General features: G+C 47.0%; 26 protein-coding genes. 2 read left to right on the forward strand and 24 right to left on the reverse strand.

The window, feature by feature from the left end; all coding sequences use genetic code 11:
• The 11 genes from rnc to MHZ95_RS02225 form a co-directional block, all read right to left on the reverse strand.
• Complete coding sequence (gene rnc / locus MHZ95_RS02175; RefSeq protein ID WP_370642868.1) at window positions 1–765, reverse strand: ribonuclease III; 765 nt, start codon at window positions 763–765, stop codon at window positions 1–3.
• A gap of 379 nt (window positions 766–1,144) precedes the next feature.
• Entirely contained in the window at window positions 1,145–1,381 is a 237-nt protein-coding gene (locus MHZ95_RS02180) for an acyl carrier protein (RefSeq protein ID WP_239388855.1), read from the reverse strand.
• A gap of 93 nt (window positions 1,382–1,474) precedes the next feature.
• On the reverse strand, window positions 1,475–2,221 hold the full coding sequence (gene fabG / locus MHZ95_RS02185) for a 3-oxoacyl-[acyl-carrier-protein] reductase (protein WP_239388856.1): 747 nt from the start codon (window positions 2,219–2,221) through the stop codon (window positions 1,475–1,477).
• Complete coding sequence (gene fabD, locus MHZ95_RS02190; protein ID WP_239388857.1) at window positions 2,221–3,165, reverse strand: ACP S-malonyltransferase; 945 nt, start codon at window positions 3,163–3,165, stop codon at window positions 2,221–2,223. Before fabD ends, fabG begins: the two co-directional genes overlap by 1 nt.
• The gene (gene plsX / locus MHZ95_RS02195; protein ID WP_239388858.1) at window positions 3,162–4,154 is read right to left on the reverse strand and encodes a phosphate acyltransferase PlsX; all 993 of its coding nucleotides are present in this window, start codon (window positions 4,152–4,154) and stop codon (window positions 3,162–3,164) included. The genes fabD and plsX overlap by 4 nt, the downstream gene beginning before the upstream one ends.
• Window positions 4,151–4,735: a transcription factor FapR gene (gene fapR / locus MHZ95_RS02200; protein WP_239388859.1), complete on the reverse strand. Its 585-nt coding sequence runs from the start codon at window positions 4,733–4,735 to the stop codon at window positions 4,151–4,153. The genes plsX and fapR overlap by 4 nt, the downstream gene beginning before the upstream one ends.
• A 360-nt stretch (window positions 4,736–5,095) precedes the next feature.
• The gene (gene recG / locus MHZ95_RS02205; RefSeq protein ID WP_239388860.1) at window positions 5,096–7,144 is read right to left on the reverse strand and encodes an ATP-dependent DNA helicase RecG; all 2,049 of its coding nucleotides are present in this window, start codon (window positions 7,142–7,144) and stop codon (window positions 5,096–5,098) included.
• Complete coding sequence (gene sdaAA / locus MHZ95_RS02210) at window positions 7,125–8,033, reverse strand: L-serine ammonia-lyase, iron-sulfur-dependent, subunit alpha (RefSeq protein WP_239388861.1); 909 nt, start codon at window positions 8,031–8,033, stop codon at window positions 7,125–7,127. The genes recG and sdaAA overlap by 20 nt, the downstream gene beginning before the upstream one ends.
• 13 nt (window positions 8,034–8,046) lie before the next feature.
• On the reverse strand, window positions 8,047–8,709 hold the full coding sequence (gene sdaAB / locus MHZ95_RS02215; RefSeq protein WP_239388862.1) for an L-serine ammonia-lyase, iron-sulfur-dependent subunit beta: 663 nt from the start codon (window positions 8,707–8,709) through the stop codon (window positions 8,047–8,049).
• Window positions 8,710–8,868: 159 nt separating this feature from the next.
• Complete coding sequence (locus MHZ95_RS02220; protein WP_239388863.1) at window positions 8,869–10,536, reverse strand: DAK2 domain-containing protein; 1,668 nt, start codon at window positions 10,534–10,536, stop codon at window positions 8,869–8,871.
• 17 nt (window positions 10,537–10,553) lie between these two features.
• On the reverse strand, window positions 10,554–10,916 hold the full coding sequence (locus tag MHZ95_RS02225; RefSeq protein WP_239388864.1) for an Asp23/Gls24 family envelope stress response protein: 363 nt from the start codon (window positions 10,914–10,916) through the stop codon (window positions 10,554–10,556).
• Between the two features lie 253 nt (window positions 10,917–11,169).
• Between MHZ95_RS02225 and rpmB the strand changes: the two genes are divergently transcribed.
• A complete protein-coding gene (gene rpmB / locus MHZ95_RS02230; RefSeq protein WP_239388865.1) occupies window positions 11,170–11,358 on the forward strand; it encodes a 50S ribosomal protein L28 in 189 nt (62 codons plus the stop codon).
• 58 nt (window positions 11,359–11,416) lie between these two features.
• On the opposite strand, the gene spoVM is transcribed toward rpmB, so the two are convergent.
• The 13 genes from spoVM to gmk form a co-directional block, all read right to left on the reverse strand.
• Entirely contained in the window at window positions 11,417–11,560 is a 144-nt protein-coding gene (spoVM, locus tag MHZ95_RS02235; protein ID WP_239388866.1) for a stage V sporulation protein SpoVM, read from the reverse strand.
• Window positions 11,561–11,573: 13 nt separating this feature from the next.
• On the reverse strand, window positions 11,574–12,227 hold the full coding sequence (locus tag MHZ95_RS02240; protein ID WP_239388867.1) for a thiamine diphosphokinase: 654 nt from the start codon (window positions 12,225–12,227) through the stop codon (window positions 11,574–11,576).
• Window positions 12,224–12,892 carry a ribulose-phosphate 3-epimerase gene (gene rpe, locus MHZ95_RS02245; RefSeq protein WP_239388868.1) on the reverse strand — a complete coding sequence of 223 codons (669 nt, stop codon included), beginning with the start codon at window positions 12,890–12,892 and terminating at the stop codon, window positions 12,224–12,226. The genes MHZ95_RS02240 and rpe overlap by 4 nt, the downstream gene beginning before the upstream one ends.
• Window positions 12,885–13,778: a ribosome small subunit-dependent GTPase A gene (gene rsgA / locus MHZ95_RS02250; RefSeq protein ID WP_239388869.1), complete on the reverse strand. Its 894-nt coding sequence runs from the start codon at window positions 13,776–13,778 to the stop codon at window positions 12,885–12,887. The genes rpe and rsgA overlap by 8 nt, the downstream gene beginning before the upstream one ends.
• A gap of 13 nt (window positions 13,779–13,791) precedes the next feature.
• Window positions 13,792–15,780, reverse strand: a complete 1,989-nt coding sequence (pknB, locus tag MHZ95_RS02255; protein WP_239388870.1) for a Stk1 family PASTA domain-containing Ser/Thr kinase — start codon at window positions 15,778–15,780, stop codon at window positions 13,792–13,794.
• The gene (locus tag MHZ95_RS02260; RefSeq protein ID WP_239388871.1) at window positions 15,777–16,535 is read right to left on the reverse strand and encodes a Stp1/IreP family PP2C-type Ser/Thr phosphatase; all 759 of its coding nucleotides are present in this window, start codon (window positions 16,533–16,535) and stop codon (window positions 15,777–15,779) included. Before MHZ95_RS02260 ends, pknB begins: the two co-directional genes overlap by 4 nt.
• A gap of 36 nt (window positions 16,536–16,571) precedes the next feature.
• Window positions 16,572–17,930 carry a 16S rRNA (cytosine(967)-C(5))-methyltransferase RsmB gene (gene rsmB, locus MHZ95_RS02265; RefSeq protein ID WP_239388872.1) on the reverse strand — a complete coding sequence of 453 codons (1,359 nt, stop codon included), beginning with the start codon at window positions 17,928–17,930 and terminating at the stop codon, window positions 16,572–16,574.
• On the reverse strand, window positions 17,927–18,868 hold the full coding sequence (gene fmt, locus MHZ95_RS02270) for a methionyl-tRNA formyltransferase (RefSeq protein WP_239388873.1): 942 nt from the start codon (window positions 18,866–18,868) through the stop codon (window positions 17,927–17,929). Before fmt ends, rsmB begins: the two co-directional genes overlap by 4 nt.
• Complete coding sequence (gene def / locus MHZ95_RS02275) at window positions 18,865–19,386, reverse strand: peptide deformylase (protein ID WP_239388874.1); 522 nt, start codon at window positions 19,384–19,386, stop codon at window positions 18,865–18,867. Before def ends, fmt begins: the two co-directional genes overlap by 4 nt.
• 269 nt (window positions 19,387–19,655) lie before the next feature.
• Window positions 19,656–22,064, reverse strand: a complete 2,409-nt coding sequence (gene priA / locus MHZ95_RS02280; RefSeq protein ID WP_239388875.1) for a primosomal protein N' — start codon at window positions 22,062–22,064, stop codon at window positions 19,656–19,658.
• Entirely contained in the window at window positions 22,054–23,268 is a 1,215-nt protein-coding gene (gene coaBC, locus MHZ95_RS02285; protein WP_239388876.1) for a bifunctional phosphopantothenoylcysteine decarboxylase/phosphopantothenate--cysteine ligase CoaBC, read from the reverse strand. Before coaBC ends, priA begins: the two co-directional genes overlap by 11 nt.
• 94 nt (window positions 23,269–23,362) lie before the next feature.
• The gene (rpoZ, locus tag MHZ95_RS02290; RefSeq protein ID WP_239388877.1) at window positions 23,363–23,587 is read right to left on the reverse strand and encodes a DNA-directed RNA polymerase subunit omega; all 225 of its coding nucleotides are present in this window, start codon (window positions 23,585–23,587) and stop codon (window positions 23,363–23,365) included.
• A 3-nt stretch (window positions 23,588–23,590) separates the two neighbouring features.
• Window positions 23,591–24,208 (reverse strand): guanylate kinase, encoded by a 618-nt coding sequence (gene gmk / locus MHZ95_RS02295; RefSeq protein WP_239388878.1) that lies wholly within the window; start codon window positions 24,206–24,208, stop codon window positions 23,591–23,593.
• A gap of 157 nt (window positions 24,209–24,365) precedes the next feature.
• Here gmk and MHZ95_RS02300 point away from each other — a divergent pair, with 157 nt between their 5' ends.
• Window positions 24,366–26,057: an Rqc2 family fibronectin-binding protein gene (locus MHZ95_RS02300; RefSeq protein ID WP_239388879.1), complete on the forward strand. Its 1,692-nt coding sequence runs from the start codon at window positions 24,366–24,368 to the stop codon at window positions 26,055–26,057.
• Window positions 26,058–26,212: the final 155 nt, after the last annotated feature.

A 26,212-nucleotide genomic window follows, 5' to 3' on the forward strand; every position in this document is an offset into this window, starting at 1 on the left:
TCAGTTCTCCCCTTCAACCTGTCGACTCTTCAATTCCTGAATCGCGTGACGGGCAGCTTCCTGTTCGGCTTCCTTTTTCGATTTCCCAAGACCGGTACCGAGATCATGTCCGCCTAAACGAACAACCGTCACGAACTTTTTCGCATGGGCAGGACCCTTCTCTTCGATAATTTCATACTGAAGTTGCCCATTATTGTTCTGCTGGACGATTTCCTGCAGACGGCTCTTGTAATCCATCACATGCGAAAAAGCACCGACACTGATTTTTGGGAAAACCACTTTTTCAAGAAAAGGAGTGACCGCTTCCATTCCCTGGTCTATATACAACGCACCGATAAATGCCTCGAAAACATCGGCCAATAGGGCAGGACGCATCCTTCCACCTGTTTGTTCCTCTCCTTTTCCAAGCAAGATATAGTTGCCAAATCCAAGCTCATTGGAAAATTTAACAAGGGATGGTTCACAGACAATGGCCGCTCGCAATTTTGTCAATTCGCCTTCTGTCATCGTCGGCTCTGTCGAGTACAAATAGCGGGAAACCCCCAATTCCAAGACAGCATCCCCTAAAAACTCCAGCCGCTCATTATCCGTGAATTTTTTTCTTCGATGCTCATTCACATAGGATGAATGGGTGAAAGCATTGTACAAAAGCGCATGGTTATTAAAAGGGATACCCAATCTTTCTTGGAGTTCATCAAACTTTTTACGAATTGCTAACGGAAGTGTTGCATTTGCATTTCTTACATTCATTCGTCTATTATTCATTTCCGACTCTGCCTTTCAGTACTTAATCAATTGCGCCTCGGCGTAATTGCGTCCAGATTTTGAATCGAGCTTGCTCGATTAACTCCTTTCAAAATCTGGGACATCCGCCGGAGGCTTTATCTTCGTTCAGCGGGCGCTTGAACACCCGCTGAACAGGAAAACAAAAGCGTATTCATCTCACCACCTATGGAGGTGAGGATCTTCTGTAGCTGACGCTTCGCTTTCAGTACAAAAATATTTGCTGAATGAAGATAAAGATACATCTAATTTTACCCTTTTCCGTAGCTTAGTGCAAAAGGACTTCAAGGAAAAGTGAAAAGAGACGCTTTCAATCCCTTCAAAAGAAAGGTTGAAAGAGTCTCTCAGACCAAATTGGACATTAGTTCACTTTCGCTTCGATATACGAAACCGCATCACCGACTGTCGCAATTTTTTCAGCGTCATCATCGGAAATTTCCGTATCGAACTCATCTTCTAATTCCATAACAAGCTCAACGACATCCAGTGAGTCTGCGCCTAGATCGTCACGGAAAGAAGCTTCTAATTTGATTTCACTTTCATCGACACCAAGGCGGTCGACGATCACTTTCGTTACACGTTCAAGTACTGTTGACAAATTTGTCACCTCCTCTCAATGAAATGCGGAGGGCGGCGTTTAGACTCGAGGGGCTGCCGCCCGGAGCTGGACACTAGAAATGTGGAAGGTAAATCACATTACCATTCCACCATCGACATGGATTGTTTGCCCGGTAATATAAGCTGCATCGTCAGATAATAAGAACATGACTGTCTTTGCCACATCTTCCGGATTTCCTAGTTTACCAAGCGGAATCACCGAAAGCATTTGTTTTTTCACTTCTTCACTCAACGCATCTGTCATATCCGTTGTGATGAAACCTGGTGCTACAGCGTTGACATTGATATTGCGTGAAGCTAGCTCTTGTGCCACCGTCTTCGTGAACCCGATGACGCCCGATTTCGCTGCGACATAGTTGGCTTGTCCCGGATTTCCGGAAACGCCGACAATCGATGCCACATTGACAATTTTACCAGCGCGTTGGCGCATCATTTGACGTGTAACTCCTTTTGTACAGAGGAAGACACCTTTCAAATTGGTGCTGATGACATCATCCCATTCATCTTCTTTCATGCGCATCAGCAAATTATCTCTCGTAATGCCCGCATTATTGACAAGGATGTCGATGGAACCGAATTGCTCCAGTGTTTGATCGACCATATTTTTCACGCTATCCGCATCGGATACGTCAGCTTGAATGGCAAATGCTTCCCCGCCTGCATCTGTAATCAGCTTGACCACTTCATCCGCTTTGTCTTTGCTACCGCTATAATTGATCGCGACACGTGCGCCTTCCTTCGCAAGAAGCAACGCAATTTCACGGCCGATTCCACGTGAAGCTCCCGTGACGATTGCCGTTTTTCCTACAAATCTCTCCATTACGACCACCCTTTCGATGCTTCGATTACGGTTTGTAACGTCTCTTCATCATAGACCGGCAGCACTGTCGCACTCCGATCGATTTTCTTGATTAGACCACTTAACACTTTTCCAGGACCGCACTCGATGAAATGCGTGACGCCCAGTTCCAATAGTTGGCGCACAGAATCTTCCCAGAGTACAGGCGAATAAAGCTGTTCTACAAGTAAGCCTTTGATCTCGCTGGAATCGGTCACTGCAGTTGCGTTTACATTCGCGATGACAGGGATGAAAGCATCTTTCATCTTCACTGCGTCAAGCGTGCTGCCGAGTTTCTCTGCTGCCGGTTTCATCAGCGACGAGTGGAAAGGTCCGCTGACATCAAGCGGGATCGCTCTTTTTGCGCCTGCTTCTTTCAATTGGACACATGCCTGCTCAACACCTTCTTTTGTGCCGGAAATAACGATTTGACCCGGACAATTCAAGTTGGCAGGTTGAACGGCAAACCCGGATTCCGTAATGCTATCCGTCACTTCTTTCAACTTCTCTCCATCGAGACCGAGAATCGCCGCCATCGCCCCTTCTCCTGCCGGAACCGCTTCATTCATATATAAGCCGCGCTGATGGACGACCGATACGCCATCTTCGAATGATAGAACACCCGATGCGACAAGCGCCGTATACTCCCCAAGGCTATGTCCTGCCGTATAGTCAGGCGTGATCCCTGCTTCAGCCAATCTCGCTGCAATCATCGATCCTACCGTCAAAAGTGCGGGCTGTGCATGATACGTCAATGTCAGTTCTTCCTGCGACCCTTCCATAATGAGTTGGCTTAACTGAAAACCGAGTACTTGATCTGCCTGCTCCAGGAATTGCTTACTGTTCTCATCTGTTTCCGCAAATTGTTTTCCCATACCGACCGTCTGCGAACCTTGTCCAGGAAAAATGAAAGCCACTTTCGTCATTGAGTTTCCGCCTTTCTTACCGTTTCACGGATTGTTCCGCAAACGTCATATTGTACCATCGTTCTCGCTTGTCGGATGGCATTCAAGATTGCATTGGCATTCGAAGAGCCATGCGCTTTGATCACCGGAGAATTCAAACCGAATAAGCATGCGCCACCGTACTCCGTATAGTCCATTTTATTTTTCAAACCGCGCAATTCGTCTTTGATCAGACCCGCTGACAATTTCGATTTCAATGATGAGCCATATACTTCTTTCAACATCGTGAAAAAGGCTTGCGCGGTTCCTTCGATCGATTTCAAAACCATATTCCCTGTAAATCCATCCGTCACAACGACATCAGCGGCACCTGTCAATAGGTCGCGTGCTTCTACATTGCCGATAAAATGGACAGGTTCATTGGAAAGGACTTCATAAGCTGCTTTCGTCAACTCATTTCCTTTTCCTTCTTCTGTTCCGATATTTAACAAGCCGACACGCGGTTTCGCAATCCCGCGTACTTTTTCAGCGTAAATGCTTCCCATGACCGCATATTGCCCGAGTTGGGAAGGCTTCGCATCCGCATTCGCTCCGAGATCCAACATGACGAAACCTTGTCCGTCAACTGTCGGCAATGTCGGCGCCAAGGCGGGACGTTCAATGCCATCAATCCGGCCGACAACGAACAGTCCAGCAGCCATGAGCGCTCCTGTGTTGCCCGCTGATACACATGCGGCAGCTTCCCCATCTTTGACCGCTTGCGCCATCCGCACCATGGACGCATCTTTTTTCCGTCGGATCGCACGGACCGGCTCATCATCCGGTTCAATCCGCTCTGTACAATGGATCACTTTTAGTCTTTCATGATCCGTTAAAAAAGGTGACATCGCCTGCTCATCACCATAAATATGTATATGGATATCTTCAAATGCTGTAAGACTTTCAATTACACCTTGAATGATTTCGCCCGGTGCATGATCTCCGCCCATCCCGTCTACTGCAATAATCATTTTGTTTCCTCCTGATTTCCGTCAGTTGTCCGGTACATATAAAACTCTCCCGTAAACACGGTCTCATTACCGACTGTTGACACAATTTCAACGAGTGTCCGGTTTTTCAATGGATTTATTTTCTTTACTTCGGCACGTGCGACCACTCTGTCCCCCGCTTTTACCGGTTTCAAAAAGTGAATGGATGATTTCACCGTCAAGGCTAAATCATCATCCATGACAGCGACCGCAAGTGAATTCGCCTGTGCGAACAGATGATGCCCCCGCGCGATGCCGCTCCGCTGAAAAACATGATCTTCCGTTACATCGAATATGGATAATGCACTTTTATCTAATTGGATATCGATAATATCCCCGATCACTTCATCTGTCTGAAGGGATTTTACTTCTTCCTGCATCGTTCGGGATGCAACCGTTTTTAAACGTTCCCGCAATTCAGGGATTCCGCATTCAAGCCTGTCCAAGCGGATCGTCTGGACACTTACACCAAACCGTTCTGATAGCTCCTCATCCGTCAAAAACGGATTTTCATCAAGCAACAATCCAAGCTGTCGTTGCCTTTCCTTTTTAGGCAGTCTCAATCATTTCACCTTCCGGATTAGCACTTGGTACTAATAGTAGTATATAAAGATGGAAATGAGAATGCAAGCATAGAAATGCGAAAGGCGCCGTTTAGATGCGGCAGACATAAGATGGTTTGACTGAGCGGCGCATTTTGCCGCACAGGTGAGTCGGCTTATGACCGAGCATCTGGCGCCTGGAGCTGGACATCAAGAATATCGAAAGACGGCTGTCTAAATCGAGCAGCCGCCTATGTCTAAAGTCCTTATTCGCCAATAAGTGGACGCTGAACGCCAATAACTGGCCCAAAAACGCCAATATCAAGCTTAACATCGCCAATAACCGACTGATGAGCGCCAATAAAATAAATATATATTCTCTTAATCTAATCTTTCCAAACTAAGCGCCCCGGACTCTTCAAGTTGAACTTTCAGCCCGGCGTATTCGGGATCTGTCCAAAAATGCGGGGATTCCAGTAGCTTTTCCGCATCTTTCCTTGCCGTTTCGAGCGCCCTGTAATCGTGGACTGGATCGGCGACTTTGAATTCGGGCATCCCGCTCTGCTTTTTGCCGAAGAAGTCACCGGCGCCTCTTAGTTCAAGATCTTTTTCCGCTAGAACGAAACCATCATTCGTTTCGGTCATCGTCTGCATCCGCTCTTTGCCGTCCTCCGTTTTCGGATCGGCAAGCAAGACACAATAGGACTGTTCGGCTCCGCGCCCTACCCGGCCCCTCAGCTGGTGAAGCTGCGCAAGACCAAAGCGGGTCGCATCATAGATAAGCATGAATGTTGCATTCGGAACGTTCACACCGACTTCTACTACCGTCGTGGAAACGAGAACATCGATCTTCCCATCACTGAACTCTCGCATGATGGCGTCTTTCTCATCCGCATGCAGGCGGCCGTGCATAAGACCAACTGTATACTTCCCCTTGAAGTGCGTGGAAAGTTGTCCATGGACATCCACCGCATTTTGGACATCTAATTTATCCGATTCTTCAATGAGTGGACAAATGACATAAGCTTGACGACCCGCATGCAGTTCGTTTTCCATCTTGCGCAAAACGGGCAATAGGGATTCCTCTTTCAACCAATGGGTTTCAATTTTCTTTCTGCCAGCTGGCAATTCATCCAAAATCGAAACATCCATTTCACCGAACGCAGTGATGGAAAGTGTTCTTGGAATAGGCGTCGCCGTCATGAACAGCACATCCGGGTTCATCCCTTTATCACGTAAAATCCGCCTTTGTTCGACACCGAATCGATGCTGCTCATCCGTGATGACAAGACCTGGATTTTTGAAAATGACATCCGGCTGGATCAAAGCATGGGTACCGATCAGCAAATCAATTTCACCTGATTCGAGTTTTTCTAGCAAGCTTTTTCTTGCCTTCCCTTTCGTTGATCCCGCTAAAAAGGCGACAGAAACACCGTGCGGTTCTAGCCATTCCGCCAGCGATGTCGCATGCTGTTCAGCAAGAATTTCCGTCGGTGCCATCAGTGCGCCCTGGAATCCGGCAGTAATGGCCGCGTACAATGCAATAGCCGCCACAACGGTCTTCCCAGAACCAACATCTCCCTGCAATAGACGATTCATCCGGATCGGACTTTTCAATTCCGCACACAACTCATTGACCACCCGTTTTTGGGCGCCGGTCAATTCGAATGGTAAAGAAGCGATAAAGTTCTTCAGTTTAGCCAAATCATACTCGACAGGGGTTCCTTTTTCCGCTTCTTTCCGCGCTTTCTTCATGCCGAGCATTTTTAACTGGAACAATAATAGTTCCTCATAGACGAAGCGCCTTCTCGCCTGCTTCACATCTCCCGGACTTTTCGGAAAATGAATCATTTCCAACGCTTCGGCAATCCCCGGCAATCGATATGCTTCTCGCACATCGAGCGGAAGTGTTTCGACATGCTGGCCAGCAGCCGCATCCAAGGCATTTCGCATAAAACGCCTGAATGTCTTTTGGTGCATGACCCCTTTCAGACTGTATACCGGTTCAAAATCAGCCTGCGCCGTTTTCGGCCCTTCTTTAAAATTGCTGACATTGATCACTTGCCTGCCGCGATCCCATTTTCCGGTAATGGTGACGACCATGCCTGGTGCCAGACGATCCTTCAAATAATGCTGATTGAAAAAAACCGCCTTCACAAGATGCCTATCGGCAAGAAGACGGACTTGAAGACGAGAACGATTTTTCCCTAAAAAAAGGACGGTCGGTTCACTTTCGATCCTACCTTCAATGGTTACTCGCTCATTATGTGGGGTTTCCGATAAATCTTTCAATCTGAAATCTTCGTGCCGATAAGGGAAAGTCATGACAAAATCGTGAATCGTCGAAATCCCGATTGCTTTTAGCTGATCGGCTGTCGCCTTTCCAACCCCTTTGACCGACTTTACCGAATCATATATGGATGGCGTCACGATCTGATTGATCCTTGCCGAATATTTGCGCTTCAAGTGCTTTGCCAGTCGGTGTAGCTGCTAGTCCACCTTTTGCTGTTTCCCGGAGCGCAGAAGGCATGGACTGACCGATTCGATGCATCGCTTCAATCACTTCATCCGTGGGAATTCGGCTCACCACACCGGCAAGGGCCATATCCGCACCGACAAGCGCTTTCGCGGCTCCCATCGCATTCCGTTTCACACAAGGCACTTCAACAAGACCTGCCACCGGGTCACAGACCAACCCGAGCATGTTCTTCATAACGATCGAAAAAGCTTCCGCACTTTGCTGTGGCGTTCCTCCCGCCATTTCAACAATCGCAGCTGCGGCCATGGAACCCGCAGACCCCGTTTCCGCCTGACATCCCCCTGCCGCTCCGGAAATCGATGCATTATTGGCAACGACAAAACCAAAAGCACCTGCTGTGAACAGGTAATTGATCATTTGTTCCCGGGTCGGATTCAATTTGTTCTTCACCGCAAACAAAGTGCCTGGCACGATACCTGCTGCCCCAGCAGTCGGTGTCGCACAAATTGTCCCCATTGCCGCGTTTACTTCATTCGTCGCAACCGCTTTGCTGACCGCATCTAAGATCAAATCCCCCGAAAGCGATTTTCCTGACTTCATGTAATTTTGAAGAAGGACAGCGTCTCCACCAGTAAGTCCGGATGTAGATTGAACACCTTGCAACCCTTTTTCGACAGCACTTTCCATAACTTTTAAGTTATTATCCATTTGGGCGACGATTTCTTCTCTTGATCTTTTCGTTATTAACATTTCCTGCTCGATCATAATTTCGGAAATAGGCTTATTTTGTGATTCAGCTAGCGCAACTAGCTCTTTCACCGTACCGAATAATACTTCCATTGATGTTCCCCCCTCAGTTAGCCAATGTGGCGACTTGTGTAACATGTGCAATCGATTGTAACTCATGGATAAGCTGATCATTAATCATCTGATCCACTTCAATCACCATAAGGGCCATTTCGCCTTTTTCCTTACGTCCGACCTCCATATGCGCAATATTCATGCCTTGCGATGCGATCGCATTGGATACGCTCGCAATGACACCAGATGTATCTTCGTGGACAACGAGAAGTGCCGGATAATGACCCGAAAGACGTAACGGAAAGCCGTTGAGCTCGACCACTTCCATCGTCCCGCCTCCTATGGAGATCCCTGTCAACTCCATGACGCCTTGACTATCACCGATTACGATGCGAGCGGTGTTCGGATGATCCGCTTCCTCCTCCTCGGGGATGAATTCATATGTCAATCCAAGCTTATCTGCATCGCTAAATGCAGTTTTAATTCGTTCGTCAAATGTATCATAATCCAATAAGCCGCCAATGATGGCAACATCCGTTCCATGCCCTTTATACGTCTCTGCAAAGGAACCATATAGATGGATCCGCGCCCATTCCGGTTGTCGTCCGAAAAGCGTCCGTGCAACGCGACCGATCCGGGCTGCGCCTGCGGTATGTGAAGATGATGGTCCAATCATGACTGGACCGATAATATCGAAAACTGATCTGAATTTCAAAACGAAACTCCCCCCTTCATAGGCCGTACACCTTATATTTTACATGAAAAAGGGGATAAAAACAAAAAATGATTTCTTTCCAATCACTGACAAGATTCAATAAAAAGGAACCATAAAAAATGCAGAACCTCCAAAGTGGACGTTCTGCATTCATGTTAATCATTCGACTGAAATAATATATGGATATAAAGGTTGTTTACCATGGTACAATTCGACCTCGACATGATCGAAATGCTCCTCAATATACCCGACAATCGCGGAAGCGTCTTCTTCATTGACATCTTCCCCATACAAGATCGTTACGATTTCAGCGTCTTCGTCAATCAAGGAGGCCATCAGCGTCTTCATCACTTCGTTCAGCTCAGTGGATGCAATCACAATCTTCCCTTCGGAAATTCCCATGAAATCATCTTTGGCGATGTCGACACCGTCAATGGATGTATCCCGGACTGCATGCGTGACTTGTCCCGTTTTTACGGTAGATGCCGCCTCTGCCATCGTAGCAGCATTCGCAGCCACTTCCGCTTCGGGATTGAAAGCGAGAATTGCAGCAAGCCCTTCCGGTACGGTTTTTGTCGGCACGACTGCCGCTTCGATGCCGATCACTTCCGCTGCTTGCTCGGCAGCCATAATGATATTTTTATTATTCGGCAAAATGAGCACTCGTTCGGCACCGACATCCTGGATGGCTTTCACGATGTCTTCCGTCGACGGGTTCATCGTTTGTCCACCTTCAATCACCGCGGAGGCGCCGAAACTTTTCAATAATTCCGCCAGACCTGATCCCATAGCGACCGTTACAACCGCGTATGGATGTTGTTCTATTTCTTTTGTCGCATCCTTCTGAACGGAATGGCCTTCCCCGACGATTTCAAGATGTTGCTCACGCATATTCTCGATTTTAATATTGATAAGCGAACCGAAGCGCTGTCCATAATTCAAGGCATCACCCGGTTCTTCGGTATGGATATGTACTTTCGCCACTTCCTCATCAGAGATGACGAGAAGGGAATCACCAAATTGGCTTAGCGCTTGACGGAACTCGCCCTCATCATATGGATGATCGTTCAATTTTTCATCTGCGAATTTGACCATGAATTCAGTGCAGTAACCGTATTCAATATCCTCCGTATTCATGAAACCTTGAACGCTCCGATGATGCTCCGCATTGACCAAGTCTTCCATCGATTGAACAACGGTCTTTTCAGGTAACGCTTCACCTTTCAGGCATGCCAAAAAGCCCTCATAAACATAGACGAGACCTTGTCCGCCGCTATCGACCACGCCGACTTCCTTCAGAACAGGCAATAATTCCGGTGTCCGATCAAGTGAAGCTTTTGCTTCTTCTAAAACCGCTGCCATTACTTCAATCAGATCTTCGGTTGCTGAAGCTACCTCAACTCCCCGATTAGCCGCGTCTTTAGCGACGGTCAAAATCGTGCCTTCAACGGGCTTCATAACTGCTTTATAAGCTGTATCCACCCCATACTTCAAAGCTTCAGTAAATTTCACGCCGTCGATGGATTCCTCGTTTTCGATCGCCTTGGCAAATCCGCGGAATAGCTGGGATAAAATCACCCCTGAATTGCCTCTTGCGCCCATTAATAATCCTTTTGATAATGCTTGAGCAGTTTGTCCGATATGAACGACTGCACCTTTCTCAGTTTCCTTTGCCCCTGATGTCATCGATAAGTTCATATTCGTCCCGGTGTCTCCATCCGGCACTGGGAACACATTCAGCGAATCGACATAATCGGCATTTTGATAAAGATGATGGGACCCCATCTTCACCATTTCAGCAAATTTCAAACCATTAATGGTTTTCATCGAAATTTTTTCCTCCTTCACAAGTTCGTCACGCGGACTCCTTGGACAAAAATATTAACAGACTTGACGGACAAGCCCACTGTTTTTTGCAATGTATACTTTACTTTGGATTGTACTTGGTAGGCAACTTCCGAAATCTTCGTTCCATATCCAACGATAACGTACATATCGATATGTGTATCTTCGCCAACATTACGGACAATGACTCCACGCGCAAAGTTTTCTTTGCGAAGGATATCCGTGAGCCCGTCGCGAATGTGATGTCTTGAAGCCATGCCAACAATACCGTAGCATTCGATCGCCGCTTCCCCGACCACTTGGGCGATGACGTCGTTCGTTATATCGATTTTGCCGTATTCGTTTTTCACTTCGATTGACATGGTTGTATCCCCCTTGTACCTTTTTCACTTTCACCATTGTACTATACCCTTCGGCATAATAAAAGAAAGCACTTCATACCGTAGACATCTTCGGGCTTCTTGCTCATCCAAAAAAATCCGGCGACTGTAAAGGCTTTTTCCTTGAAAGATGTCACAAAAAGGGTTGCATCGCAATTCTTCATATGATACATTATTATGGTATGCGAATAAAGAAGTGAATCGCTTAATCATCATTCGCAAGGAGGTACTACTAATGGCTAAAGAATGTGTTATTACAGGACGCAAAGCCCGTACAGGAAATACGCGTTCACACGCATTGAACTCAAGCAGACGTACTTGGGGTGCAAACCTTCAAAAAGTCCGTATTCTCGTTAACGGTAAACCGAAACGTGTATGGGTCTCCGCAAGAGCCCTTAAATCAGGTAAAGTTCAACGCGTTTAAGAGATATCTTTGACATATCTCTTTTCGTGACAGAAATAAAACGCCAGGCTGAATCGCTTCAGCCTGGCGTTTTTTCTCTTTTTTTCTTCTTCGTTTTAGTACTTGCAGTCGCTTTCGGCTGATCCTCTTTTCGAAATACGACCAAACACTTTCGGACAAAGCCACTCACAATCTTAGGCATCGTAAATGTATAAACGCGCAATTCCCCACTCCTTTCAGGAATCTGAACTCCTTACCATTAAGCATATGCCCGAGTGGAAGGAGATAGTACATACTTCTTGAAGCGGTTCATTACTTGTAAATTTCGTCATGCCCATTTCTAATTGCGCATCGGCAGTTTCATATTTGAAACCGATCAATGTCAGTCCTTCGACTGACCCGCCAAATGGAAAAAAGGATATGTACGGGAATCTTTCGTCCGATCGCAATCGATGCTCTCCCGCTGTTAAAATAGACAGCTCATTTGTCAAATTGCGAATCGAGAATGCGATCTGTGTATGTTTGATCTGTAACCGATAAAGGAGCTGGAGGGCCGATTCCATATGATCCAGCCTCCCTCCTGTCACTCCCGTTAAGATGATGTACTCCGGATGATAGGCAAGCGCCCTCTCCATTGCAAGTTCAGTATCGGTTTCATCCTTTTCCGCTTGAAACTGGCCGACTGTATGGACGGTATCCTCGATCCGCGCATATTCACTTTTCGTTACGGAGTCAAAATCACCGACCGCCTCCTGGGGGATGATCCCTTTCTCCAATAAATGCAGGGCTCCTCGATCCGCACCGATAAACACCGTATCTTCAGAAGAAAATGCTGTTAAATCAGCTATTTCCGAAACCGGTCCGCCTGCACAAACGACTACGACTGTCATTTTTCTAAGGCGCGCTCACCGGCAGCTTTGATACGTTGTAAGGCCGCTGCACGGTCCGGCGCGTTAAAAACGGCAGAACCGGCAACAAGAATCGTAGCACCCGCTTCCACGCACGGGACAATCGTTTCCTCGTTGACTCCGCCATCGATTTCGATTTCAATCGGAAGATTACGCTCGCGAATGATTTCCGACAGTTGCTTCACTTTTGGCAGAACAGAATGGATGAACTTCTGCCCGCCGAAGCCTGGATTGACCGTCATGAATAATACAAGATCGACTTCCTCCAACACATGTTGGATCATCTCGATCGGCGTATGCGGATTCAGGACAACTCCCGATTTCACACCGAGCGAACGGATTTGCTGCAGGGTCCGATGCAAATGCGTGCATGCCTCTACATGGACTGTAATATAATCTGCCCCTGCTTGCGCAAATTGTTCGATATACAGATCCGGATTTTCAATCATTAAATGAACGTCGAGCGGCAAAGTCGTTACTGGTCTTAGTGCCTCGACAACGATGGGTCCCATCGTAATATTCGGGACAAAATGGCCGTCCATCACGTCGATATGGATTAGCTCTGCTCCCGCTGCTTCTACTTCTTTCACTTCATCCGCAAGCTTCGCAAAGTTTGCCGCTAAGATGGATGGTGCTATTTTAATCATTTCTATCATACCTCGGCTTTCGGTCTGTTATTTCTTGCATGAACTGTAAATAGTGGTCATAGCGATGACGCGGGATTTCTCCGTTTTCTACCAGCTCTTTCACAGCACATTTCGGCTCTTTTAAATGCAGGCAACCACGGAATTTACATTGCGCTGACGCTTGTTCCATATCGATGAACGCCCGCGGTAATTCCTCACGTTCGATATGATCGAAATCCAGTGAGCTGAAGCCAGGTGTATCAGCGACAAGTCCCCCCGCCACTTCATGGAGTTCGACATGGCGTGTCGTATGCTTCCCGCGCCCAAGCGCTTCCGAAATCTCGCCTGTCTTCAAGCCAAGTGTCGGCAGCACCGTGTTCAATAAAGTCGATTTCCCGACACCCGACTGGCCGGCAAGGACAGTTGTTTTCCCTTCCAAATAAGGTTTCAACAAGGCCGGCAGTTCTGCATCATCTATGAATGTCTGAACAATATCATAACCGATCTTTTCATAATAGGAGATGGCTTCAGACGCCTTTTTCATTTCGGCTTCAGACGCAAGATCTTTTTTCGTCAAACAAATCACCGGTTGGATATCGAATGACTCCACAACAACGAGAAACCGATCCAGCAAGTGTAAGCTAAAATCAGGCTCAACAATCGAGAAAACTAACAATGCCTGATCGACATTGGCAATCGGGGGACGCACAAGCTCATTGCTTCTTTCATGCACACTTGTAATCGTCCCATCGTTCTCTCCCTCTACTTCAAATGTGACAAAGTCACCGACTAGCGGATGGATTCCGCGGTTCCTAAAAACTCCTCGACCTTTGCATTGAATTAAGTCCCCGTCTTTTTCCACATAATAGAAGCCGCTAATCGCTTTTCTAATTTGTCCTTCCGGCATCCAATCCCTCTTTCTAGTTGGAGTCGCTATAATCCACTGATTCTTCAATGATCACTTCGTCATCACGTGTAATTTTAAAGGCACCTTGCTGCCCTTCTTCCAATTCGAATTTTAATTGTCTCGAAGTGGATTCCGTAATAGTAAATTCATCATACACATCGCTCAAGTTACGGGTTCGATCTTGGATATAAATCTTAATTTGTTGCGGAACCGGTTCGGGTAGTTGCCAATTACCCTCTTCGTCCTGTTCCTCATCAACAGGTTCTGAAACGTCTGGTTCATAAGGGATTGTCACCCGATGAACGATAAGTTGAACCGTTTTTTTCTCCGGGCCTTTTGACACGATCACTTGCACTCTCCCGCCCTTTTCGACTGCTGTCCCTTTGTCCGGGACTTGGGAAATTACTTGCCCAGCCGGGACTGTATCTGAATGCTCATGTCCGACGACAGATATATTGAAGCCGGTAGATTCCGCATAGTCGGTTAATTGGTTTTCATTATAACCGACCAAATTACCGAGTGTCCGCGTCTCTTTTCCTTTACTCACTGTAAAGACGAGATCGGTTTCACCAGGAACAACTTCCGTCCCGCCAGGTGGATCCTGCCCTATAATCGTTCCTTCCGGCTCATCGGAAAATTGTGTGTCAGGTTCAATGGAGCGGAAACCATAGACATTCAAAGTAGACTTAACGGTTTCATAACTACGTCCCGTGTAATCCAGCAATTCGAACTTTTCCTTCCCCGTACTGACATAGAGCATGATGGACGATCCAACTTCACGTTTTTTCCCGGCTTCCGGTATGGTCCGGATGACTTTACCCGCCTCGATTTCATCGGAAGTCTGTTCATTTCTTTCACCCACTTTAAATCCTTCTTCTTCCAGCGCACTTATCGCTTCCGCCTCGTCCATTTCGGAGACGTCAGGAACAAGTGCCTGTTTTGGGCCTAGCAAACTGATGAGAAGAATGGCTAATAACGCTAACGCAATGATGCCGCCTATTATACCGGCGACAATCGGCCACTTTTTCCGTTTTTTCTTCGGTGCTTGTGGCGGTTCAATAACAACCGGCTCGATTTTTTTGGTCGATTCCGCTTCTTCAAATTTGGGCACATCTTTTATAACCGGAATTGCCATCGTCTTGTCTTCATCATATGGGATGCTGAATTTCTCTTCGTCCACACGTTCAGGCGATAGTACGGTCAGGAGATCATCATACATCTCATCTGCAGAACGGTAGCGGTACGACGCATCTTTCGCAGTCGCTTTTAAAATGACATTTTCCACACTTTGCGGGATAGAGGGGAACGCTGCACGTACAGATGGCGTTTCCTCCTGTAAATGTTTTAACGCAATTGCAACAGCCGTTTCAGCTGAAAACGGCAATTCGCCCGTCAATAATTCGTAAAAAACGATTCCCAGTGAATAAATATCCGATTTCTTTGTCGCCATTCCACCTCGAGCTTGCTCCGGCGATAAATAATGGACAGTCCCGATGACGGAATTCGTTTTCGTATGGGCTGTCGCGCTGAGTGCCATGGCGATACCGAAATCCGTAATCTTCACATTTCCTTCTGCATCCATAAGAATGTTTTGCGGCTTGATATCGCGGTGCACGATTCCGTTATGATGCGCATTAGAAATGGCGGAAACGAGTTGCTGCATAATGGGCAAAGCCCTTTCAGGGGTCAATGGTCCTTCCGATTGGATGAACTGTTTTAACGTCTGTCCCTCTACGTATTCCATTACGAGATAATGAAGCTCTCCATCCTCTCCGACGTCGAAAATATCGACGATATGCGGATGCGTCAAACTCGTCGCTGACAGTGCTTCCCGTTGGAATCTGCGTTTCAATTCTTCTTCATTGGCAAAATCATAATGGAGTACTTTAATGGCCACGTCTCGATTAAGGATTGCATCATGCGCGAGATAGACTCTGGACATCCCTCCGTCACCAATCGCCCGCAAAATGTCATAGCGGCCTCCGATCCGGCTTCCGATCATAGATCATCCACCTCCACCTTGGTCGAGTCAATCAGAATAACGGAGATATTATCCTCTCCACCCATCTGATTCGCCAAGTCGATCAGCTCTTTCGCTTTTTCACGCAAGCTGGCGTTGGACAACACAATCTCTTGTATTGTCCCTTGGTTCACTTTATTGCTAAGCCCATCTGTGCATAACAACAAATAAGATTGGTCTTTCAATTCAATGGAATACAAATCAGGTTCAATCGTCTTTTCGGAACCGATCGCTTTCATGATCCAGTTCCGTTGAGGATGTGCCTCCGCTTCTTCCTCCGTAATTTCACCGTTCTCCAACAGGATATTAACATATGAATGATCTTTCGTAATTTGACGGATGCCGTTTTCATTGATGGCATAGACACGGCTGTCGCCGGTATGAGAAACAAGGCAGGAACTTCCCCGAATAAGTGCCGCTTCCAAGGTCGTCCCCATCCCTTTTAACTCCTCGTTGTCATTCGCCTCATTGAAAAGCAACCGGTTGACATAATTGACAGTTTCTTGGAGCCATTCCACCCAATATTGCTCGTCTACAAAACCGGTTGCATCGAGCTCGAGAAATTGTTCGCCTATCACTTTAATCGCCGTGGAACTGGCATAATCGCCTGCTCGATGGCCTCCCATTCCGTCCGCAATTACTGCAAGAATAATCCCTTCCGATCGTGTAAATACGGCTGCGCTATCTTCATTGACCTTACGTTTCCTTCCAACGTCCGTCAACACTTCAAATTGCAACGTCCATCCCCTCTTTTCTCCTTCACGTTCCTCTGTTCACATCATTTTCTTCCGCAAAGCGGCGACAAAAAAGCCATCGCTTCCAAAATGTTGTGGCAGTACTTGGAGCGTATCGTCGTCCATCGCCAATTTCTCCATCTCTTTTAATTGTGGCAATGGAACTTTTTCCATATCCGGATGTTTTTCCAGAAATCGGTCGACCATTCCTTTGTTTTCGGAATGCTCCACCGTACACGTACTATAGACAATCAGGCCATCCGGTTTAATCAATTCGCGTGCCGTTTCCAAAAGTTCCGCCTGAATCGATGTCAATCCGGCGAAATCGGCTTCGGTTTTATTGTACTTGATTTCCGGTTTTCTGCGTATGACACCGAGACCACTGCACGGTGCATCGACCAAAATGCGGTCGAAGGATGCTGGTGCATAGAGGTCCGTCAATTTCCGGCTATCCCCGCTTTTCGTTTGAATGGACGTCAATCCAAGTCGTTCTGCATTGGCTTCAATGAGCGCCAATTTATGATCATGAATATCATGGGCGAAGATTTCTCCGTCATCGTTCATCTTTTCAGCGATATGGGTCGTTTTTCCACCGGGAGCCGCACACATATCCAACACTTTCATGCCAGGCGAGACATCAAGCGCAAGAACAGGCAACATCGAACTTTCATCTTGGATTGTGACAAGTCCTTTTTTATACACTTCCGTATTGGCCGGATTGCCATTTGTCGCAACGATGCATTCGGGCACCACTTCACCTTTCCGCACTTCGATACCTTCCGATTCCAGCAAGGAAGCGACCTCTTCCGGCGTCGTTTTGACCGCATTTACACGGACGGTCAGCGCAGGCGGTTGGTTGTTTTCATGGGCCATAATGGCGGTTTCCTCTTCGCCGAATTGTGCTGTCCATCGCTTGATCAGCCATTCAGGATGACTCGTCTCAATCGCAGTTTTTGCGATGCCATCTTTCAAATCGTCGAGCGGACGAACTCCGCTGCGCAAGATGGAGCGAAGAATGCCGTTTACCGTTGGTGCAATGCGTTTATGCCCCCGTCTTTTTGCGATTTCAACCGCTTCATGTACAACCGCATGAGGCGGGATTTTCGTCAAATACACAATTTGGTAAATCGATAATCGAAGGAGTTCGCGCACCCATCCATCCAATTTCCCACGGACAAATGGTTCAAGATAGTAATCGAGCGTCATCCGGTGTTGCAATGTACCGTATGTCAACTCCGTCAATAAGCCACGGTCTTTCGCTTCGATTTCATATTTCTTAATAGTGCGATGCAGTAACAAATTGCTATAGGCTTGGTTGTTGTTAATTTCCATCAAGATGGACAAGGCGGCATCCCGCACATTGCCGTTCCAAATTTTCTTTTTCGGTCTATTATTCATTCAAAGCGGTCTCCTTCGCTCCATTTCGATCCGATGCCGCGAATGAAAACATCCGCCATCATCCGCTTCTTACCGGCAGGCTGAAGATCGGTGACCGCAATCGCGGTCTGATCCCCTGTTTTCACGATAATCCGATCCGGTTCGATTTTAATGATTGTACCGGGCTCCGCTTCCGCAGTTGAAGTGACTTTTTCACCCCACCATACTTTTACGTTTTCACCTTGGAATACTGTATAGGCAACCGGCCATGGATGGAGGCCGCGAATTTGATCGTAAATCGCTTTTCCACCTTTAGACCAATCGATCCGTTCCTGTTCCCGGGAAATATTGCGCGCAAACGTGACAAGTGATTCATCTTGGACAATGCGCTCATTCGTCTTATTTAAGATAGAAGGAAGCGTCTCTTTCAGCAGCTTCGTACCCGCTACTGATAATGCTTGGAACATGCTTCCCGTATGATCTGTTTCTGAAATCGGTACGGTCACTTGCGAAATGATATCGCCCGCATCCAATTTTTCAACCATATACATAATCGTCACGCCCGTTTCCGATTCTCCATCTATAATCGATTGGTGAATTGGCGCGCCTCCACGATATTTGGGCAATAAGGACGCATGGACATTAATGCAGCCGAGCCGTGGTGATTCTAGCAATTCCTTCGGTAAAATTTGACCGAACGCAGCAGTAACTATCAAATCCGGTTGAAGGGCAATAATTTCCTCCAATTCGGCAGAACCTTTCAGCTTTTCCGGTTGGATAACCGGGAGTCCGAGTCGAAGTGCTTCTTCTTTTACCGGTGGCGGTGTTAAAATCCGTTTCCGTCCCACAGGTCGATCCGGCTGTGTGACAACCGCCGCAATCGAGTGGCCTTCCTCATGAAGCATCGTTAAGATCGGTACGGAAAATTCAGGTGTGCCCATAAAGACAATCTTTGTCATTGATGTTCACCTTCCTTCTGCTCTGTTTCGATCGATTCTTCATCCACTTCTTCGAATTCTGATGGATCGACAACGCGAATGATTTTCGAGTCGAACAGAACGCCGTTCAAATGGTCGATTTCATGAAGAATGGCTCGCGCTTCATAATCCTCCGCTTCCAGTTCATAAAGCGATCCATCCCGTTCCTGCGCTTCGATGCGGACAAAAAATGGTCTTTCCACTTCTCCATACAAGCCTGGAAAGCTGAGGCATCCTTCCACCTCCACTTCAGATCCACCGATCGCGGTTACGACGGGATTCACCATTTCAATGACCTCTTGCCCTTCGCCCATGTCAACGATGGCGACCCGTACGGCTTCCCCGATTTGTGGCGCTGCAAGGCCGACACCATCTGCCGCAACCATCGTTTCATACATGTCATCGAGAAGCATTGCGAGTTTCTGATCAAATTTCACAACTTCTTTACACTTTTGTTTCAGAATCGGTGCAGGGTATTTCACAATTTCACGTATAGCCAATTGAATTCCTCTTTTCTCTTGTCTAGACTCCAGCGCCTGGGGGCTTGGGTCATAAGCCAGCCCGGGTGTGGGGCAAAGAGCGCCACCGGGCCTACAGGATGTAGGTCATGCAGTCGTTGCCAATCGAACAACGAAGGGTTCGGTTTGCCGTATTTCTGCGATCTTTGCAGAAATTAAGGCACTTTCCGGACGCGGTGACCTTAGACTGCCTTCCTTCATCTGTCTTATGCCTGTCGCCCCTGATCAAGGCGCTTCCGCTTTTCTTTTCGTCAAATGGACGCAGGTTCTACATCGACCGTCATGATGAGGCCTGATTTGATCCAGTCCGTCCGGTATATTTTAATAAGCTGCTGCAATGTTTCAGTCAACTTCGGTTCTTTTTTGTATTTTATCAAACATTGGTATCGATATCTATTGTTCACACGGCTAATGGCCGAGGCGGTCGGTCCGATAACGACCGTTTTTTGTGATAAGTGCTCTTTTAGGAAACGAGTTCCTTTTTCTGCGTAATCGGCCACCTTCAATAAATCCTCGTGAGTGAACTGGACGAGCGTGACATAAAAGTAAGGGGGGTAACCATATTGCCTTCTCGCAGCCATTTCCAACTGATAAAACGGCTCATAATGTTGCGCTTTTGATAACTCGATCGCATAGTGTTCTGGCGTATATGTCTGGATGAACACCTCACCTGCCAAATCATGGCGTCCTGCCCGTCCACTCACTTGTGTCATCAGCTGGAACGTTTTTTCCGCAGCACGGAAATCGGCCAGATGCAATGTCGTATCGGCCGCCAGCACACCGACCAACGTAATATTCGGGAAATCCAGCCCTTTGGCAATCATTTGTGTGCCGAGTAAAATATCCGCTTGCCCTTCACTGAATTGGCGCAGTAAACGCTCATGCGCCCCTTTTTGCCGCGTCGTATCGACATCCATCCGGATGACACGCGCTTCAGGGAAAAGTTTCGCAATTTCTTCTTGCGCTTTTTGAGTGCCTGTACCAAAAAAGCGGATGTGCTCGCTTTCACATTGGGGACATTGAAGAGGCACGCGTTCTTCATGGCCACAATAATGGCATTTCAGCCGTTCATTGGCACGATGATAAGTGAGCGAAATATCACAGTTCGGACATTCGACGACCGTCCCGCAATCACGGCATAGCACAAAGGATGAAAAGCCACGCTTATTGAGAAACAGTACCGTCTGTTCCCCTTTTTCCAGCCGTGTTCGTACAGCCTCTGCAAGTGGTAACGAAAACATCGAACGATTGCCATTCCTTAGCTCCTCGCGCATATCGACGACGGTGACTGCGGGAAGTTCCTGGTCTTTTGCACGCTTGGATAACGTAAGAAGTGAATAGACTCCCTTGGAAGCGCGTGCATACGATTCGAGAGAAGGGGTTGCACTGCCTAGAATAACGGGGCAATTGTAATATTCCGAGCGTTTGATGGCTACATCGCGCGCATGATAGCGCGGTGTATCCTCTTGTTTGTATGTCGACTCATGTTCCTCATCGAGAATGATAAGACCGATATTTTCGAACGGGGCAAATATCGCCGACCTCGCGCCAACAACCACTTTTACTTCTCCCCGCTGAATTTTGCGCCACTCATCGAATTTCTCGCCAGAAGATAAGCCACTGTGCATCACTGCAACAAGCGGACCGAATCGTTCTTTGAACCGGGCGGTCATTTGCGGTGTCAATGAAATTTCCGGTACAAGGACAATCGCTTCCTTCCCCTGATCCAATACATGCTTAATCGCCCGCAAGTACACTTCCGTCTTGCCGCTACCCGTAATACCATGGAGTAGAAAGGTTTCCGGTTTTCGATTATCGAAAGACTCGGTGATTTGTGCTAAAGCAACCGCTTGTTCTTCTGTCAATTGCACCGGGATGGCCGTGTCCTTTAACTGCGGGAGTTCCGGTTCGCGATACACTTCTGCCAGTTCTTCCACAGCCGCCCCTTTTTCAATGACCGCTTTCAAAATTGCCGGTTGAATGCCCGTCTGTTCCATCAGCTGTTTCGCACTGATTGTCTCGCCTGCATGTTCGATCATCCAGTGCATCAATTCAATCTGCTTTTTGGCATTTTGATGAATGGACGCTAACAATGTTTCAAGTGTCTCTTTATCTGCAATCCGGATCATACGCACTTTCTTAATCGCTGTCTGTTGACGAATGGCAGTGTCTACCGTGATGATCCCTTGCTTGACATAATCCTTTACGGTTGCGAGAAAACCTGATGTGCCTGCTTCTTTCATTGACACTCGTTTTCTTCCCGCCAGGAATCGGTTGAATGCCTCATCTTCAATCTGCTCCGGTTCGTCCACAACAATGACTTTTTCATATTTGGCCCGCATGGCGGCAGGCAACATTACTTGAAGTGCATCGATTTCATACGCTAATGTATGTGTCGCCAGCCATCTGGACAAATTGAGCAATTCCGTTGAAATGACCGGATCCAAATCGATGAGCTCATCGATTGGCTTCAATTTTGAACAATCCAGTTCACTTTCTTCCTTCAACCCTATTATGTAACCAAGCACTTTCCTTGGACCGAACGGCACTTTCACCCGTGAACCGACTTCGATAACAGATGTAAGGGAAGTTGGTACAAGATAATCGAAAGGTCGATCGATCGGATAAGCAGATACGTCAACAATCACTTCAGCGATCATGTAGACGGTCACTTTCCTCTTTTATAATCGTTTCAAGCAATACTTTAGCCAGTTCTTTTTTCGGCATCGCTTCAAACGGCTGATGCATCCCTTTTCTTGATAAGAGCGTAACGACATTCGTATCTTTGCCGAATCCTGCATCCGGATCGGTCACGTCATTCACGATGATATAATCCAGATTTTTACTTTCCAATTTCCCTCTTCCGTAGTCGACCGCATGTTCAGTTTCCGCTGCAAAGCCGACAAGGATTTGATCGGTTTTCATCTCGCCAATTGATTTCAATATATCGGTCGTCCGTTCAAGTTCGATCACCGAATCTCCGGCTTTCTTTTTCATCTTCTGCGGATGGATTTCTTTCGGACGATAATCTGCGACCGCTGCGGATTTGATGACAATCGATGCATCCTCATAATGCGCGTGCACCGCCGCATACATATCAGCTGCACTTTCCACATCGATGACTGTCACACCAGCCGGCTTGTCCAATCCTACCGGGCCTGATACGAGGACAGTCGTCGCACCAAGCGAGGCAGCCGCTTCCGCCATTGCATAGCCCATTTTCCCGCTTGAAAAGTTCGAAACATAACGGACCGGATCGATTCGTTCACGTGTCGGTCCTGCTGTAATGACGACTTTTTTCCCTACAAGCGGCCTTTCATTCGGGGGCGAAAACCGTTCCATAATCAATTCCACGATTTTCTCAGGCTCTTCCAAACGTCCTTTCCCTACATAGCCGCACGCCAAAAAGCCTTCGGACGGCTCGATGAATCGATAGCCATCTTGATGCAATGTGTTGATATTGCGAATGACGGCTTTATTTTCATACATATGGACATTCATGGCCGGTGCAATCCACACTTCTGCCGTTGTAGCGAGCAAGGTCGTTGTCACCATATCATCAGCAATGCCGTTCGCCAATTTTCCAATAACATTTGCGGTTGCAGGGGCAACGACGACAAGATCTGCCCAATCCGCTAGATCGATATGCGCGATGACACGAGAGTCTTTTTCGTCGAATGTATCGAAATAGACATCGTTGCGCGACATCGCCTGAAACGTAAGCGGCGTGACAAATTCCATCGCCGATTCTGTCATCATCACTTTCACATCTGCCCCCGCTTGTGAAAGTTTACTGACGAGCGCAACCGCTTTATAGACCGCAATTCCACCAGTCACACATAAAAGGATTTTTTTGTTCAACATCTCTTTCCGCACCCTTTCTAAAATGACAAACTCCCAAAGAAAAACTCGTTTCTAAGGGAGTATCACGTTTGCTTATTTTTTGAATGGTAGCTTTTTAGATCTCGTCTTCGTAAACAATCGAGTCATCTTGCTTCTGTTTCGTCAATGCTCCGGCAGCAACTTCTTCAAGCGCTCTGCCGACATTTTTTTTCGACTGGTACTTGGAAAGGAGATTATTGCCTTCTTCCTGCATTTCACGCGCCCGTTTTGAAGCGAGCGTTACGAGTGTATATTTTGAATCGATCTTAGATTTTAATGAATCAAGTGATGGAGTTAACATATTTTATTCCCCTTCCAGCATAGTTAAATAGCGTTTTTCCACACGTTCACGACGGCAATGTTCAGCAGTGACGATGGCGTTTATGCGATCGCATGCATTCGATACTTCATCGTTTTCAACGACATAATCATACAAATTCATCATTTCCAGTTCTTCACGTGCTTTCGCAATCCGTGAAGCGATGACATCGGCTTCTTCCGTCCCTCTTCCGATAAGGCGCTCTTCCAATTCGGATAAGCTTGGCGGTGCCAGGAAAATGAATAGCCCATCAGGCACTTTAGCGCGAACTTGTGCTGCTCCGACCACTTCAATTTCAAGGAAGACGTCCCTTCCAGCCTCCAGCGTCTCATTGACATAGTCGAGCGGCGTTCCATAGTAATTGCCGACATACTCCGCGTATTCCAATAATTTGCCTTCATCCAGCAATCGTTCGAACTCATCTCTCGATTTGAAGAAATAGTCGACTCCATCCACTTCCCCTTCACGAGGACTGCGCGTCGTCATTGAGATGGAATATTCATAGTTCGTATCAGGCTGTGTAAAAAGCTCTTTTCGGACCGTCCCTTTGCCTACGCCAGAAGGTCCGGACAAAACGATCAAAAGCCCACGTTTTTTATACATGCAATCCCTCTTCTTATTCTAGTCTGCTTTGCGAGAATGATTCAACGCAAACATGCTTGTTCCGATCTGACGGATCATAACACTTTGTTGTTAATTATACCATATCTCATGCTGAGAGTGCTAAAATGGAACAAAAGGAATTGAAAGAGGAATCTATATGGCATTTGACGGTTTATTTACAACGGCGATGGTACAGGAATTGCAAGCCTTACAGAACGGCCGCATTTCCAAAATCCATCAGCCGAACGCACAGGAAATTGTGTTCCTTGTCCGGGCAGACGGCAAAAACCACAAATTACTCATTTCGATCCATTCGTCTTATTCGCGGGTCCAATTGACAAACGAAGCGATCACGAACCCTTCCGAACCACCGATGTTCTGCATGGTGCTCCGCAAGCATCTGGAAGGCGGCATCATCACAGCAGTCGAACAGTTCGGGTCAGATCGAATCATCACATTCGACATCCAGGCGAAAAATGAAATCGGTGACAATATAAAAAGAAGGATTTATGTCGAAATTATGGGCAGACATAGCAACCTGCTTCTCGTTGATCCGGATCGCGATATGATCATCGATAGTATGAAGCATCTTCCTCCTTCCGTAAATAGTTACCGAACCATTTTACCGGGGCAACCGTTCATCCCTGCCCCGCCGCAAGACAAAACGAATCCATTTACTTTGACGGAAGCCCAATTTCTCGAGTTGGTGCCGCAATTAGAAGATGCACGTGATGTCGTCAAGCTCTTTTCAGGATTTTCACCAGTGAATGCTGCTGAACTGCTCTACCGGTTACAAGACGCCCCGGCGCAGGAACAGTTCATTGTGTTTACAGCGTTCCTTGCTTCATTTAAAGGAACGGGCGGCTCGCCAAACCTAGCGGAAATCGGAACGAAAACCGTATTTTCTGCAACGGCACTGACGCATGCGGATCGCCAGCTTGCGGAATACGATACACTTGGCGACCTGTTGGATAAAGTCTATTTTGCACGCGCGGAAAGGGAACGTGTAAAATCGCAGGCGGCGGATTTGGAACGGTGGCTGGACAATGAAATTACGAAGCTCAACTTGAAAATGAAAAAACTCGTGAAAGAACGGAAAGCCGCCGGGAAGCTCGATACGTTCCAACTATACGGCGAGTTATTGACAGCGAACAGTTACGCCATCCAAAAAGGGATGACAGAAGTAGTCGTCAACAACTATTACGAAGAAGATGCAACGGTGACGATACCGCTAGATCCCCGGAAATCGCCGATCGATAACGCACAGCGCTATTACGCCCGTTACACAAAAGCGAAAACAGCACTTGTTATGATTGCGGAACAGCTGGAAAAGGCCGAAGAAGACATCGCCTACTTTGAAATGATCAAACAGCAGGTGATGCAAGCATCCCCTGAAGATATCGAAGAAATACGTGAAGAACTGGCAGAACTCGGATTTTTGAAGGCGCGGAAAGTGAAAAAGAAAAGCAAACCGAAAAAACCGGCCCCAGAAACGTATATGTCCACTTCGGGCGTGAAAATCTCGGTCGGGAAAAATAATAAACAAAATGACTATTTGACCTTCAAACTGGCGTCAAGGGATCAAACGTGGTTGCATACAAAAGACATCCCAGGATCGCATGTTGTCATCCATGACAACAATCCAGATGAGGAAACAATCCGCGAAGCCGCCATCCTGTCCGCCTATTTCAGTAAAGCACGCGGATCGGCTTCCGTACCTGTCGACTATACAGAAATCCGACATGTCAAAAAGCCGAACGGGTCGAAACCCGGATTTGTCATCTATTTTGAACAAAAGACGATTTTCGTTACACCGGATGAAGACGTCGTGATGAAACTGAAGAAATGAAAAATGCGATTCCACAAAGGTTTTTCCTTGTGGAATCGCATTTCTCTTTATTTAAGTTCTTCACATACTCATTTTTAAAAGTCGTAATAGCATTAAATGTTTGCAATTTCATTTTAGTCCCCTTTAACATTTGACATATCGAGATAAATAGATAT

This window comes from Sporosarcina sp. ACRSM (assembly GCF_022346545.1).
Lineage (GTDB): Bacteria > Bacillota > Bacilli > Bacillales_A > Planococcaceae > Sporosarcina.